Source organism: Arcticibacterium sp., from assembly GCF_055134445.1.
Genome location: NZ_JBSRVI010000011.1, coordinates 1 through 15,373, shown reverse-complemented (window position 1 = coordinate 15,373; position 15,373 = coordinate 1). Strand labels below are relative to the sequence as shown.

The window sequence follows — 15,373 nt, the reverse complement described above, 5'->3', positions numbered from 1 at the left end:
CAACCATTCTTTATCAAATTTTATTTGATATTGTAAAAGCAAAAGTCTCAATAATTATGAAGAAAGCCCTCGTCATTTTTGCAATGTTTTCCACATTTATCATAAGTTCTTGTGGTCATGTTGCTCCAAAGATTAATTCTGATTTAGTTATAGTTAGTGGGCAGCGTTTTGGCATGTGCTCAGGTGAATGTACGCAGTATTTAAGGTTAACCGCTCAGACTCCTGATGTGCAGTTTATTTCACAACCAAATTTTATAGATTTCAAAAATGAAAGAAAAACTTTTACAGATGCCTTAGATGAACAGATTTGGAAAAATATACTAGCCGAGCTTAATACCAGGGCCTTTAGGAAGCTTAAGAAAGTATATGGATGCCCAGACTGTGCAGACGGCGGTGCGGAGTGGTTAGAAATTTCTGATAGGTCCGGCACCTATAAGGTTACATTTGAATACGGAGATGAAGTAAAAGGCATTGAAAATTTGATAATTTTGCTCCGCAATCAAAGAACAGCCTTATCAAAAAAGTATCTGCCATCGAACTAGATTATGACCTTATTGTAGTAGGCGGCGGTGCCGCAGGCTTCTTTGCGGCCATAAATGCGGCTACATTAAATCCCGCTTTCAAAATCCTCATTATTGAAAAAAACAGAGAACCCTTACAGAAAGTGAAAGTTTCGGGCGGTGGTAGGTGTAATGTGACCCATTTCTGTTTTCAAGCTTCGGAATTGGTTAAGAATTACCCTAGAGGTAATGAATTCCTTTTAAAACCCTTTGAAAGATTTGGCCCAAATGAAACCATAGAATGGTTTAGGAAAAGAGGGGTCGGGATTAAAAAAGAGGCCGACGGAAGAATGTTTCCGGTATCTAATACTTCTCAAACCATCATTGACCTTTTTACGGAAGAAATAAATCATTTAGGCATAAAACTCCAGACTTCTCAGCGTGTTGTAGATTTCAACTTCGTCAATAATATATGGGAAATAGCCCTACAAAGTGGCGAAAAGCTTTCTTCACAAAACTTAATGTTGGCCACAGGTAGCGACAGAACCATTTGGGAAAAATTGAAAACCATGGAGCTTAATCTCGTGGCTCCTGTACCCTCATTGTTTACATTTAAAATAGAGGACAAAGAATTGCATGCCTTAGCAGGCAATAGTTTTTTGAATGCTTTGGCAAGTATTCCTGAGTTTAAAACCTCAGGACCTGCTTTGATTACACATTGGGGGCTTTCTGGTCCGGCCATTTTAAAACTCTCTGCTTTTGCGGCTAGGGCTTTAGAGAAAAAGAATTACTGTTTTAATCTAAAAATGGATTTCCTTCCCGAAATAACGGAAAAGCAGATCCTACAAACCCTAAAGGCGTATCAGGAATTACATCCCAAAAAGAAAGTTGTCAGCACACCACTTTTCGATTTCTCAAAAAGATTTTGGGAATATATATGTAAAAAGTCTAATGTAGGGGAATTTCAGAATTGGAGTGAAACGGGAAAAAAGCATTTTAAACAATTTCAGGATAATTTAAAAAAAATGCCCTTTGAAGTCACCGGAAAAAGTACCTTTAAAGAAGAGTTTGTTACGGCTGGTGGCATTGACTTAAGTGAGGTAAATGCTGATACCTTTGAGCTTAAAAAATACCCAGGACTTTATGTGGCTGGCGAAGTTATAGACATTGATGCGATAACAGGTGGTTTTAATTTTCAAGCGGCTTGGACTGGGGGATGGCATGTAGCTAAGGCCATAGGAAACTCAAGGACTTAAAGCTTTTGATACATTCGCATTAAATTATTAATCCAAATGTTATAGTAAGAACGCTTCAAACATTTATCTTTGTTTTTAATATATAGCGAAACAAAAGTAAATGACCCACCTAATAGAGAGATTTACCGAACACTTAAAATCTGGTAAATATAATAGCATGACCGTGGCGGCTTATCGTAATGCTATCTTCGTTTTCTATAATCAAGTGCGTGATATGCCTCAGAGTAAAATCACGGATGAATATATTGGTAATTACCTTAAAGAATTAGCTGAAAAAAATGACAAAGCAGAAGCGATACAAGCTGGAAAAGCACTAAAGCTTTTTTATGAGGTAATTTTTGGAAGAAAACTTAGCATAAAGTCTACCGGCGAAGCAAAAGAACAAAAACTACCAGAAACACTTTCTAAAGAAGAGATAAAGAGGATATTATATACCGTTACCAATATCAAGCATAAAGCGGTATTACTATTAATTTATAATACAGGTTTAAGAATAAGTGAAGTTATAAACCTGAATGTGGATGATTTAGATCTTGGAAAAGGTATAATCAGGATAGTGGATAAAGGGAAAAAAACAAAAAGGGAGCTTTCTATCTCCCCAAATATTATTGATTTTGTCAAAAGATATTTTGTAAAAGAGAAACCCATTGCGGTTTTGTTTCCTGGAGAAAATGGAAAACCTTACAGTTCCAGAAACGTACAGTTATTCTTTCAATCTGCCTTAAAAAAGGCTTCTATTGAGAAGAATGCCACGGTTCATACTCTTAGACATAGTTATGCTGTTCATGCCTTAGAAGCAGGTATGGACATACATTTGTTACAGTATATTTTAGGGCATAGATTTCTTCAGACTACATCCATTTATAATCAAATGGCCAATGTAGATGCCAGTACCATTAGAAATCCTATTCAAGATATTAATCTGAATGAAGGAGAATTTACTTTTTCTCCTTACTAGATTTAATGATTCTTTGAATTTTTACGGTAGAAATGGCATTGTCTGTCAAGTCCTTATATTCTGCACGGTTTTTATAGATTTCCGCGGCAGTAAAAATAGCATGTAGCATAGAACCAGGGTTAGCTTCGTCTTTTCCTGCTATGTCAAAAGCGGTACCATGATCTGGTGATGTTCTTACAACAGATAAACCAGCTGTGAAATTTACCCCAGAATCAAAAGAAAGCATTTTAAAGGGCGTTAAACCTTGGTCATGATACATGGCTAAAACGGCATCATACTGCTTCCATTGCTGCGTAGCAAAGAAACCATCGCTAGGGAAAGGTCCAAAAACCAAGTTTCCTTTTTGACGATATTCGTTTATCAAAGGCTCAATAATATCTGTTTCCTCTTTGCCTAAAAGGCCATTTTCTCCTGCATGAGGATTAAGACCCAAGACCGCTATTTTAGGTTTCTGAATCTTGAAATCAATTTTTAAGCTTTTCATCATTAAGTCTAACTTAGACTTAATTTGCTTTTTATTGATGTTCTTTTTGACCTGTTCTATGGGAATATGACCAGTAACAACACCCAGCCTAAGCTCTTCGCTAACTAAAAACATTAGAGCTTCTTCTGCTTCAAAAACTTCAGCCAGATATTCTGTATGACCTGGAAAATTGAAGCTTTCGCTTTGCGTATTGTCTTTAGATATAGGGGCAGTAACTAAAGCTTCTATATAACCATTTTTTAAGTCTTGTGTGGCTCTTTCTAGTGCTTGAAAAGCCAATTGACCCGCTTCTTTTTGTACGGTACCTAAGGCCAAATCAAAAAGAGGACCTTGATAGCAATTAACGAGATTAAATTGCTTCTTGTTTAGTTGTTTTGTGTTTTGGACGGTAGCAAACAGCCAGTCGTTATAACCTAATAAATTCTTATACTTACTCAGGTGTTTTCCAGAACCATAAATCACTGGGGTGCAGATTTTGTTAATTCTGGTACTGGAAAGTGCTTTTATAATCACTTCCGGACCAATACCATTCATATCTCCAATACTAATTCCAATTCTTGGAATGTTGTCACCATCCATAGGGGTAAATTTTACGGTTATTTCTAAATTGCCAAAGTTAATATAAAATGTCAGGTTAAGGAAGGTTTTTGATTCATTCGGATGATGAATTAAAGACTGAAAAGTGGTTTTAAGGGCATGATATATAACTAAACTTAGAAGTAGATTAAAACAGGTAGTATTAAAATGAGAATTCTAATTGTGGATGAAATGCATCACTCTATAGTAGAGATGCCAAAAGCATTGGGTTTAGAGGTAGATTACTTTCCCAACATTGCATTTGAGGAAGTTTTAGAACGTGTGGGAGATTATGAGGGTCTCATTATACGAAGTAAGTTTTCCATAAACGCCGACTTTCTCTCGCACGCTACCAAACTGAAATTTATTGGTAGGGCAGGAGCAGGCTTAGACTTAATAGATTTGCCAGCGTGCAAAAAGGCAGGTGTAACGGTTTTTGGAGCAAATGAAGCCAATAAAGTGGCTGTGGCGGAACATTTAATAGGAATGATGCTGACACTTTTCCATAAGATAAATACGGGAAGCAGAGAAGTAAAACAAGGCTTATGGAAAAGAGAAGCCAATAGAGGAGAAGAGCTTTTAGGAAAAACAGTAGGGATAATAGGTTATGGAAATAACGGGCAAGCTACCGCAGAGAGACTGGCGGCCTTTGGATGTAAGATTCTAGCTTATGATAAATTAAAATATGGGTTTGGGAATCATCTTATTGAAGAGTGTGACCTGAATGCTATTTTCGAAAGGGCAGATGTTGTGAGTTTACATATTCCTTTGACCAAAGACACGGATAAATGGATTGATTCGGCTTTTTTTGAGAAATTCAAAAGACCTATATTCTTTTGCAACATTGCTAGAGGAGAAATTGTCGTTTTAAAAGATTTGGTAAGTGCTTTGAAAACAGGAAAGGTCAGAGGAGCCTGTTTAGATGTTTTAGAAAATGAGAAGCTAAAAACCCTCACGACCGAACAGAAAAGCACTTTCGATTACCTTGCCAGCCAAGATAATGTGATACTTACGCCTCATGTAGCAGGCTGGAGTACCGAGTCTTATGTGAAAATAAATGAGGTTTTAAGAGATAAAATTCAGCGATTCATTGAAAAATAAAAGTATTAAAATAGCCAGTTTTTGTTTGTGCATCTCCGTTGGTTTTCTATCCTGCGATTCGGAGGGTACAAATAATCAAGAAGAGACTAAAACTGCCAGCATTGCATATACCCAAGTAGGAACATATCCACATAGTACAGAGGCTTTTACAGAAGGGCTCTTTGTCTATGATGGAAAGATTTATGAAAGTACGGGCTCTCCAGCAAATCTTTCTTTCACAGAGTCTGTGGTAGGTATTTTAGATACCACCAATGGTAGTTTGGAGGTCAAAGTGGAGTTGGATAGAAACAAGTATTTTGGGGAAGGCATAACTATTCTAGGTGATAAGCTTTATCAGCTGACTTATGTAAGTCAGGAGTGTTTTGTATATGATAAAAATACTTTTGAGAAGTTAGAAACTTTCAAGTTTCCAAACAACGAAGGCTGGGGGATGACCACAGATGGAACTCATCTCATTATGAGCGACGGAACCTTTAAAGTCACTTTTATCAATCCTGCAGACTTCTCTAGAGTGCGTGAAATAAACGTCCAAGAAAACGGCTACGGCGTGGAGAACATCAACGAACTGGAATATGTCAATGGTTTTATTTATGCCAATGTTTATGGTACCAATGTGATCTTGAAAATAGATGCTCAGAATGGAAACGTGGTTTCTAAGTCAGATTTTGGAACGCTATATTTAGACGCTCAAAAGGGGAACCCAAACTTGTTAGAAATGAACGGTATAGCTTATGACAAAGAAAAGGATGAGTTTTTGTTAACTGGTAAACTGTGGCCTAAGGTATATCGAATGAAATTCAAGTAAAAATGAGCACGTATACCAAAATTTTGTATCATATAGTTTTTTCAACAAAAAATAGAGAAACGAGTTTAAAATCTGAAGGTAGACCTATTTTGTTCAAATATATTTGGGGTATATTAAAGGAAAAAAAGTGCCATTTATATAGAATTAATGGTGTTGAAGACCATATTCATATTGTTTTCTCCCTACATCCTACTATTTCTTTAGCTGCTTTGGTAAAAGATATAAAATTGGCTTCCTCTATAATGATAAAAGAAGAAAAGTTGTTTCCTTTTACAGCTTGGCAAGAGGGCTATTCAGCATTTACCTATTCTTTTGATGCCAAAGATAATGTGATAGAATATGTCAAAAATCAAGAAGAGCATCATAAAAAAGTATCCTTTAAAGACGAATTGATTTCTCTTTTGGATGAGTTTCAAATTGAATATAAAGAGGAATATTTGTTTTGATGGATTTCAAGCGTTTTCATAGTTTATTTCTTTAAGTTAGTTGGCAAGCTCGAATGGCTTCAAATAATATGGGATTCTTCTGAGGTTTTCAACCCCTTCAGGGTTGTGGGTTTTCTACACCTAATATATTTTCTATTCACATTTAATCCCTTCGGGATTATTTTCTTAGAAACGGCTATCGTATCTGTAGAAAGGCAAGCCCGAATGGGCTTGAAGGTGAATAGAAAAAGCATCTAAGGAGAGGACAAGAAAGCCTGAGGGGCTTCAAACAAAAGGGATTCTTCTGAGGTTTTCAACCCCTTCAGGGTTGTGGGTTTTCTACACCTAATATATTTTCTATTCACATTTAATCCCTTCCGGATTATTTTCTTCGAAACGGCTATGGTATCGTTAGAAGGGCAAGCCCGAATGGGCTTGATGGTGAATGGAAAAAGAATCTAAGGAGAGAACAAGGAAGCCTGAGGGGCTTCAAATAAAAGGGATTAGTATGAGATGTTCAACTACTTCAGGGTTGTGGGTTCTCTACACACAATATATTTTCTATTCACATTTAATCCCTTCGTGATTATTTTCTTAGAAACGGCTATCGTATCTGTAGAAAAGCAAGCCCGAATGGGCTTTAAGGTGAATGGAAAAAGCATCTAAGGAGAGAACAAGGAAGCCTGAGGGGCTTCAAATAAAAGTGATTCTTCTGAGATGTTCAACCCCTTCAGGGTTGTGGTAATTATTATCAAGATATATTCTATAAACCTTTAACCCCTTCGGGGTTCAATTTTATACGTGAATTAATGCACGAAATTACAAGCCCGAATGGGCTTGAATATGAATAGAAAGACTCAATTAGATTTAAGGAAAAAGAAGATTGTAATAATTAATTACATGTTTCGCAAACAAACTTGTCGGTTTGGATATAATTGTTTTCAGAATTTCTCCAAATTTCTTTAAAAGCATTACGATCGATGTTCTCTAAATCAGAAGATGTAATCTCATCAGTAACACATCTACCTTGTAACCTCGTACTCTTTTTACAAAGCTCATTAAAGCACTTTATATAATACCCATTACAATCACAATCTGCTTAAATTGACATTCTTTCCTTTGAATTATAAAAAATAGAACCATTTCTAAGTGCTGAGTCTAGCATTTTTAAATCAATTTCCTTTAAACTTTTCATTCTTCGAGTTTTGGGACTGAATAGCTCATAAAATATGCCAATTAAGGAACTACTGACTGTATGTCAATAGTTGATGTCTTTGATCATTTCTCTAATAATTCAAAGCTGGCGATAACCATCTCTCCGCTTCTTCAATCGCTACGCCCTTTTTGGCCACATAGTCTTCTATTTGGTCTTTGGTGATTTTACCTAAACCAAAATACTTACTGTCTGGATGGCTGTAATACATGCCACTCACCGCAGAAGCAGGCCACATGGCTAGGCTTTCTGTTAAAGTCAGACCAATACTGTTTTCTACGTCTAATAGCTCAAACAAAGGCCTTTTAAGGGTATGGTCTGGGCATGCAGGGTATCCTGGAGCAGGTCTTATTCCAGCGTATTTCTCTTTGATAAGTTCTTCACTTGCTAGCGTTTCTTCTGCGGCATAACCCCAATACTGTTTTCTTACTTTCTCATGTAATAATTCCGTAAAGGCTTCTGCAAATCTATCTGCTAAGGCTTTTACCATAATGCTATTATAATCGTCAAAATCCGCCTCAAATTCCTTAGCTTTTTCATCTGCACCGAAAATGCCTACTGCAAAGCCACCGAAATAATCTTGCTTTCCACTTTCTTTAGGTGCCACAAAATCCGCTAAAGATAAATTTGGGATATTCTTACCCTTTTTACCCTGCTGACGCAAATGATGGAATATAGCCAGCTCCTTAGTGTTATCGGGAATATAAACCTTGTGGTCATGCGTTAAAGGCGAACACGAACTTGAATGACCTTCCTCATTGACCGTGAAATCATATACTATTTGAGCGTCAGCTCCATCGGTATTTGATGGCCAAAAACCTATCACCGCTTTAGCGGTTAACCATTTCTCCGCTGTGATTTTCTTCAGCATAGCCTGAGCATCTGCTAAGAGTTTCTTTGCTTCTGTTCCTACGACTTCGTCTTCTAATATTTTAGGGTATCTACCATGCAAGTCCCACGATTGGAAGAATGGGGTCCAGTCTATATAATCTACTATTTCGCTTAAATTATAGCTTTCAAACACCTTTTGACCTAAGAAAGTAGGTTTCTTAATTTCTGTAGTTGACCAGTCAATCGCCATTTTATTAGCTCTTGCTTGCTCTATCGTGATATAAGTTTTTACCGTTTGTCTGTTTAAATATTCCTCTCTAAATACAGCGTAATCTGCTTTATATTTAGCTTTGAAAGCCTCTTCTTGTCCTTTACTTAGTAAGCTACTGGCTACTGGTACAGACTTAGATGCATCTAAAACGTGAATAGCTGGGCCAGAATAGTAAGGATCAATTTTTACCGCAGTATGCACTCTGGAAGTAGTAGCTCCACCTATTAAAAGCGGAATTTTCATCCCTCTTTTTTCCATTTCCTTGGCGACATAAACCATTTCGTCAAGCGAAGGCGTAATCAAACCACTTAAGCCAATTATATCCACATTATGTTCAACGGCAGCATCCAAGATTTTATCGGCTGCTACCATCACGCCAAGGTCAATGATTTCGAAGTTATTACAAGCCAATACCACGCCTACAATGTTTTTTCCAATATCATGGACATCACCTTTTACAGTCGCCATCAGTATTTTACCATTGTTCTTCGCCGTATTTCCTGTTCTAAGTTTTTCTTCTTCTAGGTAAGGAAGTAGATAAGCTACGGCCTTTTTCATTACTCTAGCAGATTTGACCACCTGTGGCAAAAACATTTTACCAGAACCGAACAAATCGCCGACCACATTCATTCCATCCATTAATGGACCTTCTATAACCTGTAGCGGAGATGGAAAAGAAGCCCTTGCTTCTTCTGTGTCTTCTTCAATAAACTCTACCACACCACGTACCAATGCATGTTCAATTCTCTTTGCAACGGGTAAGCTACGCCACTCTTGAATGGCTTTTTCGGTTTCCACATTGGTGCCTTTCAGAGATTCCGCTATATCTAAAAGTCTTTCTGTTGCGTCGTCTTTTCTATTTAAAAGGACATCTTCAACGGCTTCTAGAAGGTCTTTAGGAATGTTATCATAAATATCCAGCAAGGCTGGGTTTACAATTCCCATATCCATACCCACCTTGGTAGCATGGTATAAAAAAGCGGAATGAATGGCTTCCCTTACCTTATCATTTCCTCTAAAAGAGAAAGAAACATTACTTACACCACCGCTCACATGAGCATGAGGTAAGTTTTCTGTCACCCATTTTGTTCCTTCAAAAAATGAAATGGCGTTAATTCTATGTTCTTCTATTCCTGTAGCTACAGGAAATATATTTAAGTCAAAAATGATGTCTTCTGCAGGGAAACACACTTTGTTTACCAAAACGTCGTAAGAACGCTTCGCAATCTCTATTCTTCTTTCAGTGGTATCTGCCTGGCCATCTTCATCAAAAGCCATGACGATAACGGCTGCCCCAAAGTTTTTACAAATGGTGGCTTGACGCACAAACTCTTCTTCTCCACCTTTAAGAGAGATAGAGTTGACAATTCCTTTTCCTTGAATACATTTTAATCCGGCCTCAATGATTTCCCACTTAGAGGAATCCACCATGACAGGAATTCTTGAAATATCAGGTTCAGAAGCCATCAGGTTCAAGAAAGTAGTCATACTTTCTACACCGTCTAGCATACCTTCGTCCATATTGACGTCAATCACATTGGCACCACCTTCCACTTGGTCTAAAGCCACAGAAAGAGCCTCCTCAAATTTCTCTGTTTTTATAAGACGTAAGAATTTCTTTGAACCCGTTACGTTGGTTCTTTCACCTACATTGACAAATCCCAATTCCTTGGTCAATGTCATAGGTTCTAAACCACTTAGTCTTAATAATTGCTCTGGATGTGACTTTTTTCGTGGCTTATATTCGGCGGCTATTCTGGCAAATTCGGCAATGTGTTCTGGTGTCGTTCCGCAGCAGCCTCCTAAAATATTGACATACCCTTCTTCTAAAAACTCACGAACCTGCTCTCCCATAAATTCAGGAGACTCATCATAGGCACCCATTTCGTTTGGTAAACCAGCATTAGGATATACACTTACGTAACAAGAAGCCACTCTTGACATTTCAGCCAAATATGGTTTCATAGCTCTGGCTCCAAGAGCACAGTTTAGGCCTATGGCCAATAATTCGCCATGTTTTAAAGAGTTATAGAAAGCTTCTGTGGTTTGTCCTGTTAAGGTTCTACCAGATTGGTCTGTGATGGTTCCCGATATCATGATAGGAATATCAAAGTCAGGATCTGTTTTTCGCTTTTCAGCAATCACCAATTTAGCCGCATAAATAGACGCCTTACTGTTCAAAGTATCCGTTGAAGTCTCCATGATCAACAAGTCTGCTCCACCCTCAATAAGTGATTCGGCTTGTTCTTTGAAGCAGTTGACCAACTGGTCAAAAGTAATGGCTCTGAAGCCTGGATTGTTTACATCAGGAGAAAGGGAAGCGAGTTTGGTTGTTGGCCCCATAGAACCACCTACAAATCTAGGTTTGTTAGGATTTTTGGCGGTATACTCATCACATGCTCTACGAGCTAAAACGGCACTTTCATAATTTATCTCCTTAACCAAGTGCTCCATTTTATAGTCTTCCATAGAGACCCAGTTGGCACTGAAAGTGTTCGTTTCAATGATATCTGCTCCGGCCTCGAGGTATTCCTTATGAATGGCAGAGATAATATCTGGTCGAGTCAAAGAAAGTAAATCATTATTTCCTTTAACATCATGTGGGAAATCTTTGAATCTTTCGCCACGATAATCTTCATCGGTCAGCTTGTAACGCTGAATCATGGTACCCATGGCACCATCTAAAATGAGTATTCTTTTGGCAAGTTCTTTCTGTATGTTGGGCATTTGTTGACCTTTACTGTTCTTTAAACTATTCTTGTCAAAGTAAAGCTGTGAAGTTTACCGTCGGGAACAATCCTCGAATAACTAAACGTATCACAGACCAAGCAGACTTTGACATCCTAAAACTGCTTTTAATCAGTTCTTCTATTGAGCTACGCAAAGATAATATAAAAGATAAAAAACGAAGTGATTTTGACATAGAATAGATAAATTATCTGTCAAATATTGCTTTTCGGTGTTGAATTATCTAAAATTGAGCAAAATATAAGCTTATGACTAAATTTGATCAGACCGATAAAGATATTTTAATGTATTTGCAGCAAGATGCAAAACTTACGACAAAGGAACTGGCCGGAAGACTTAATTTATCTCCTACACCTGTTTATGAACGCGTAAAACGTCTGGAGAATGACGGCGTTATTAAGAAGTATGTAGCCCTTGTTGACCGCGAAAAAGTAGGAAAAGACCTGATGGTACTGTGCAATATTCGATTGAAGGAACACGAGCAAATAGCAGGAGCAAAGTTTGTCAAACAAATTATAGAATTACCAGAGGTGGTAGAATGCCTTAATATCTCGGGCGATTATGATTTCCTTATTAAAGTAGTGGTTAATGATATGAGGGAGTATCAAAGCTTCATCATGAATAAACTGGCCTCGCTTGAAAACATAGGAAGTACGCAAAGCATTTTTGTGATGGGCGAGATTAAGAACGATAATCGTTTTTTGCCGGATTGAGATGAGTTAGGCCTTAAATCCCTGTCTGCCGACTTCTCCTCCGTTAGGAGGAAAGACAGTCATGTTAATCCATATTATATAAGCTAAGAGAAGAGTCCTCCATCTCACGCATCCGTTTCGCATCTTCATCAGATTTGTCTTTATATCCGCAAAGATGAAGTACGCCATGGGCTAAAACTCTTCTTAATTCGATGTCAAAAGTGGTTTTGAAGCTTTCTGCGTTTTCTTTGACTCGGTCGATGCTGATGAAGATGTCACTTTCAATTACGCCCTCTTCTTCTGAATTATCAAAAGTGATGATGTCTGTATAGGTGTCATGATTGAGGTATTCCAAGTTGATTTTATGAAGACCCTCATCTGACAGAAAGATGTAATTCAAATCTTGAACCTTGAAACCTTCTTTCTTGGCAATTGACTTTAACCAAGATTTGACTTTAAGCTTACCTTTTAAGTCAAATTTGATGTCCTGCGATTGAAATGTTATCATTTCAGTAAAGCTTTAAGTGTGTTTTTATCAACGGTGAGTAAACCGACTTTAGGAAGTCTTCCGGTTAGTTCACGCCAGTTTTTATCTTCCAAATAAATTTCCTGAAGCATTTTAGTGGCTTTAATGGTTTCTCCATTATTTGCTAGTGTAATGGCCGTCCAATATTTCATTTCTAAGTTTTCTGGAAACATTTGCATGGCAGCATTGTATGCGTTCATGGCTTTTTCCATTTCATTTACTTCTACCATTAAGTCGCCCTCGTTCATGAATTCATAGGCTCGCTGCACTTTAAGCAAGCGACCTATTTCTTTAATAGGATCATCATGGTCGTCTACACGTAAATCGACAACAAAATCATCATTCCATGGCTCATCACTGGTTTTAGTTTTGACGACTCTAATAGCTGCAGATTGTTTACCACGAATGTCACCCCCGGCCGCCTGAGCTGCCTTAAGAGCTTCTAAAACTCTTTCGGCTAATGGTAAGTCGGGATGGGCTTCAAATGCCTTTGACATAGCTTGAGGTACCGTATTATTTAGCATCATATTAGACTGAACACTATAATTCTGTCCTTTAATATGTCCGGCATAATCCACACATTTATTGCCAGTATGCACAGATATAACACCATCAGCATCAATTATAGCTACCTGTCTAACTTCTCTTCCTTCATCATCCGAGAGGAGCGTATTTAAAGCTTCTTCCGCATTTTTACCTGATTTGATCATCTCTAGGCCTCTAATTCCGAACGACTTGTTGACAAAAGATTGCGTAGCTACCACGCCTATACCAGACTTTGCCCAAGCGACAACATTACCTACAGAAAACCAATGGCTTTGAACGGCAACAGCCATTTCTCCAGCCTCTTTGTCAATGGCAACAATAGAGAACGTATGAGCCAATCCGTCATTTTGTTTGAAAAACTGGGCATGCAGCAAAAAGGGAAAGGTGAGCAGGAAAATTAGTTTTTTCATAAACCCAATTTATAAACAAAATGGAAAATAAAGCCTATTCCAATCCCTAAAAAGGCTCCCAGTGCCACTTCTGGAATGGTATGCCGCTTAAGATGTAGCCTAGAATAACCTATCATAATTGCAAACAAATACATGGTAAATGCGGCAGATGTCTCTACCTGTATCATCATAGTTGCTAAAAGAAAGGAAAAAGAAGTATGCAGTGATACTTTGATTTTCTTATTTATAAAGTAGGAGGAGAGCGACAATAGAAAAACAGGAATAATACCACATTTGATTAGCCATGTACTGTCTGCATAAAATAAATAGCCCATGAAAAGGACCAAAAGAACTATGGAAAAGATATATAAGCTATTTCGCTTTTTCTGATTGGAAACATCAAAATTTTCGTAATCACCTTTTCTCATTTTATAAACTAAAAAGGCAACCAAGGGAAGGACGCATCCTATAATTAGGGTCAGCGTCAACTTCCAAGCCCTCTCGGTATGAAACTCTTTAAAATTAACATAAATAGCCGCCATACTCCCCAGTAGAATGGGATGACCAATGCTAGAGATAAGATGGGAGATGAAATTCTCGGCTTTTTGCTTCATTTAATGCGGTAATTTATTTCTGAACTTTCCGTAAATCCAAACGCCTACTAAAGCAGAAAGTAAGGTGACAAAAGTTGTTAAAAACCCAGCTCCAATTTGAGCATAGATAGGGCCAGGACACGCACCTGTAAGGGCCCATCCTAAACCAAAAAGAAAACCACCGATTATCTGTCCTTTTGAAAATGTTTTTGGCACTATAGAAATATCTCCACCTTCAATAGTTTTGATTTTTAACTTCTTCAAGATGAGAATAGAAATGATGCCTGTAATTATGGCGGAACCTATGACACCGTACATGTGAAAACTCTGAAACCGGAACATTTCCTGGATTCTAAACCAAGAAACCACTTCACTTTTAATAAGCACAGCTCCAAAAAGTAGTCCGCCTAGAATATATTTGAAATTAGATAAGGGAGAATTAGTGGCTGTATTAATATCTTTTGCCATGTTTTAAAACAATTTGAAGATGATAGGGAAAATAATGTGGGTGGTGAAAATACCGCCGAGCATAAAGAAAATAGTAGCAACCAATGAGGGCCATTGCAGATTAGAAATACCCATAATAGCATGTCCAGAAGTACAGCCTCCAGCGTATCTTGTTCCAAAACCAACTAAAAAGCCACCTATGATTATAAAAAACAGCCCCTTCAGGTTAGTTAAACTATTAAAATTGAATATATCGGCTGGTAATAAACCATTAAAATTAGTAACTCCAAGAGCCTTAAGGTCAGCGATGGTTTGAGGATTTAAATCCACATTGGCTCCATTACTCATGAAGTTTGTGGCTATAAATGAACCTAATATGACACCTCCTACAAAATAAAATAGCCATTGTTCTTTTTTCCAATCATATTGAAAAAATGGAATTTTACTTGGTAAAATGGCAGCACAGGCATGTTGTAAACTGCTGGAGATACCAAAAGACTTATTTCCAAAGATAAGAAGGAGTGGTACGGTTAATCCAATAAGTGGGCCCGCTACGTACCATGGCCATGGTTGTTTTAAAAATTCTATCATTTTGTATTTTCGACTTGAAAAATGAAAACCCTAAAGGAATAACATTAGTTCAGAGAAAAAATATTGCCTATAACTAAGAATTTTAGAAAATAACCCATTGAATTTAAACCATGTTACTAGCTTAGGGGTCATACAGGAAATTATGAAAATAACCATATACGCTTTTCTACTTTTTATGGCTTTCGGCTGTCATAAAGATGCTGACGTAGTGCCCGATGGAAAAGGAGATATCCAGATAAGAATTTGGAATGGATCTTCATGGGCTTTAGACGATGTTTTCGTTGACACCAGTGGCGGTCAAAACGATTTTGGTAATTTGAATTCTAATAGACGTTCAGAATATAAAAGGTTTAGCTCCGCTTACAGATATGCTTTTGTTTCTTTCAAAATCGATGGAAAAGCGTATACGATACAGCCAACC

At 37.5% G+C, this 15,373-nt stretch carries 15 protein-coding genes; 8 read left to right on the top strand and 7 right to left on the bottom strand.

The window, feature by feature from the left end; translation table 11 throughout:
• Window positions 1-56: 56 nt before the first annotated feature.
• From ACTBZY_RS01135 to ACTBZY_RS01125, 3 genes are all read left to right on the top strand, one after another.
• Window positions 57-542, top strand: coding sequence for a hypothetical protein (locus tag ACTBZY_RS01135; protein WP_463044478.1), 486 nt, complete (start codon window positions 57-59; stop codon window positions 540-542).
• The gene (locus ACTBZY_RS01130) at window positions 515-1,756 is read left to right on the top strand and encodes an aminoacetone oxidase family FAD-binding enzyme (RefSeq protein ID WP_463044492.1); all 1,242 of its coding nucleotides are present in this window, start codon (window positions 515-517) and stop codon (window positions 1,754-1,756) included. The genes ACTBZY_RS01135 and ACTBZY_RS01130 overlap by 28 nt, the downstream gene beginning before the upstream one ends.
• A gap of 100 nt (window positions 1,757-1,856) precedes the next feature.
• Window positions 1,857-2,714 (top strand): tyrosine-type recombinase/integrase, encoded by an 858-nt coding sequence (locus tag ACTBZY_RS01125; RefSeq protein WP_463044477.1) that lies wholly within the window; start codon window positions 1,857-1,859, stop codon window positions 2,712-2,714.
• On the opposite strand, the gene pdxA is transcribed toward ACTBZY_RS01125, so the two are convergent.
• Window positions 2,695-3,777, bottom strand: coding sequence for a 4-hydroxythreonine-4-phosphate dehydrogenase PdxA (gene pdxA / locus ACTBZY_RS01120; protein WP_463044476.1), 1,083 nt, complete (start codon window positions 3,775-3,777; stop codon window positions 2,695-2,697). The two genes, ACTBZY_RS01125 and pdxA, sit on opposite strands and share 20 nt — an antisense overlap.
• Before the next feature lie 165 nt (window positions 3,778-3,942).
• Here pdxA and ACTBZY_RS01115 point away from each other — a divergent pair, with 165 nt between their 5' ends.
• Genes ACTBZY_RS01115 through tnpA form a run of 3 tightly spaced genes read left to right on the top strand, consistent with a single transcriptional unit; the run spans window position 3,943 to window position 6,126 of the window.
• The gene (locus ACTBZY_RS01115; protein ID WP_463044475.1) at window positions 3,943-4,875 is read left to right on the top strand and encodes an NAD(P)-dependent oxidoreductase; all 933 of its coding nucleotides are present in this window, start codon (window positions 3,943-3,945) and stop codon (window positions 4,873-4,875) included.
• The gene (locus ACTBZY_RS01110; protein ID WP_463044474.1) at window positions 4,865-5,680 is read left to right on the top strand and encodes a glutaminyl-peptide cyclotransferase; all 816 of its coding nucleotides are present in this window, start codon (window positions 4,865-4,867) and stop codon (window positions 5,678-5,680) included. The genes ACTBZY_RS01115 and ACTBZY_RS01110 overlap by 11 nt, the downstream gene beginning before the upstream one ends.
• A 2-nt stretch (window positions 5,681-5,682) precedes the next feature.
• Window positions 5,683-6,126 (top strand): IS200/IS605 family transposase, encoded by a 444-nt coding sequence (gene tnpA / locus ACTBZY_RS01105; RefSeq protein WP_463044473.1) that lies wholly within the window; start codon window positions 5,683-5,685, stop codon window positions 6,124-6,126.
• A gap of 1,265 nt (window positions 6,127-7,391) precedes the next feature.
• Here tnpA and metH read toward each other — a convergent pair.
• On the bottom strand, window positions 7,392-11,147 hold the full coding sequence (metH, locus tag ACTBZY_RS01100; RefSeq protein WP_463044472.1) for a methionine synthase: 3,756 nt from the start codon (window positions 11,145-11,147) through the stop codon (window positions 7,392-7,394).
• A 269-nt stretch (window positions 11,148-11,416) separates the two neighbouring features.
• Here metH and ACTBZY_RS01095 point away from each other — a divergent pair, with 269 nt between their 5' ends.
• Entirely contained in the window at window positions 11,417-11,881 is a 465-nt protein-coding gene (locus ACTBZY_RS01095; protein WP_463044471.1) for an Lrp/AsnC family transcriptional regulator, read from the top strand.
• Window positions 11,882-11,945: 64 nt separating this feature from the next.
• On the opposite strand, the gene ybeY is transcribed toward ACTBZY_RS01095, so the two are convergent.
• From ybeY to ACTBZY_RS01070, 5 genes are read right to left on the bottom strand one after another with little or no spacing between them, the layout of a single operon-like run.
• On the bottom strand, window positions 11,946-12,368 hold the full coding sequence (ybeY, locus tag ACTBZY_RS01090) for an rRNA maturation RNase YbeY (RefSeq protein ID WP_463044470.1): 423 nt from the start codon (window positions 12,366-12,368) through the stop codon (window positions 11,946-11,948).
• On the bottom strand, window positions 12,365-13,342 hold the full coding sequence (locus tag ACTBZY_RS01085; RefSeq protein WP_463044469.1) for a DUF1028 domain-containing protein: 978 nt from the start codon (window positions 13,340-13,342) through the stop codon (window positions 12,365-12,367). Before ACTBZY_RS01085 ends, ybeY begins: the two co-directional genes overlap by 4 nt.
• Window positions 13,339-13,935 carry a phosphatase PAP2 family protein gene (locus ACTBZY_RS01080; protein ID WP_463044468.1) on the bottom strand — a complete coding sequence of 199 codons (597 nt, stop codon included), beginning with the start codon at window positions 13,933-13,935 and terminating at the stop codon, window positions 13,339-13,341. The genes ACTBZY_RS01085 and ACTBZY_RS01080 overlap by 4 nt, the downstream gene beginning before the upstream one ends.
• Window positions 13,936-14,382 (bottom strand): DUF6691 family protein, encoded by a 447-nt coding sequence (locus tag ACTBZY_RS01075; RefSeq protein ID WP_463044467.1) that lies wholly within the window; start codon window positions 14,380-14,382, stop codon window positions 13,936-13,938.
• Window positions 14,383-14,385: 3 nt separating this feature from the next.
• Window positions 14,386-14,952, bottom strand: a complete 567-nt coding sequence (locus ACTBZY_RS01070) for a YeeE/YedE family protein (protein WP_463044466.1) — start codon at window positions 14,950-14,952, stop codon at window positions 14,386-14,388.
• Window positions 14,953-15,094: 142 nt separating this feature from the next.
• On the opposite strand from ACTBZY_RS01070, the gene ACTBZY_RS01065 reads away from it, so the two are divergent.
• Window positions 15,095-15,373 (top strand): hypothetical protein (locus ACTBZY_RS01065; protein ID WP_463044465.1); only part of this gene is annotated, 279 nt, incomplete at its 3' end.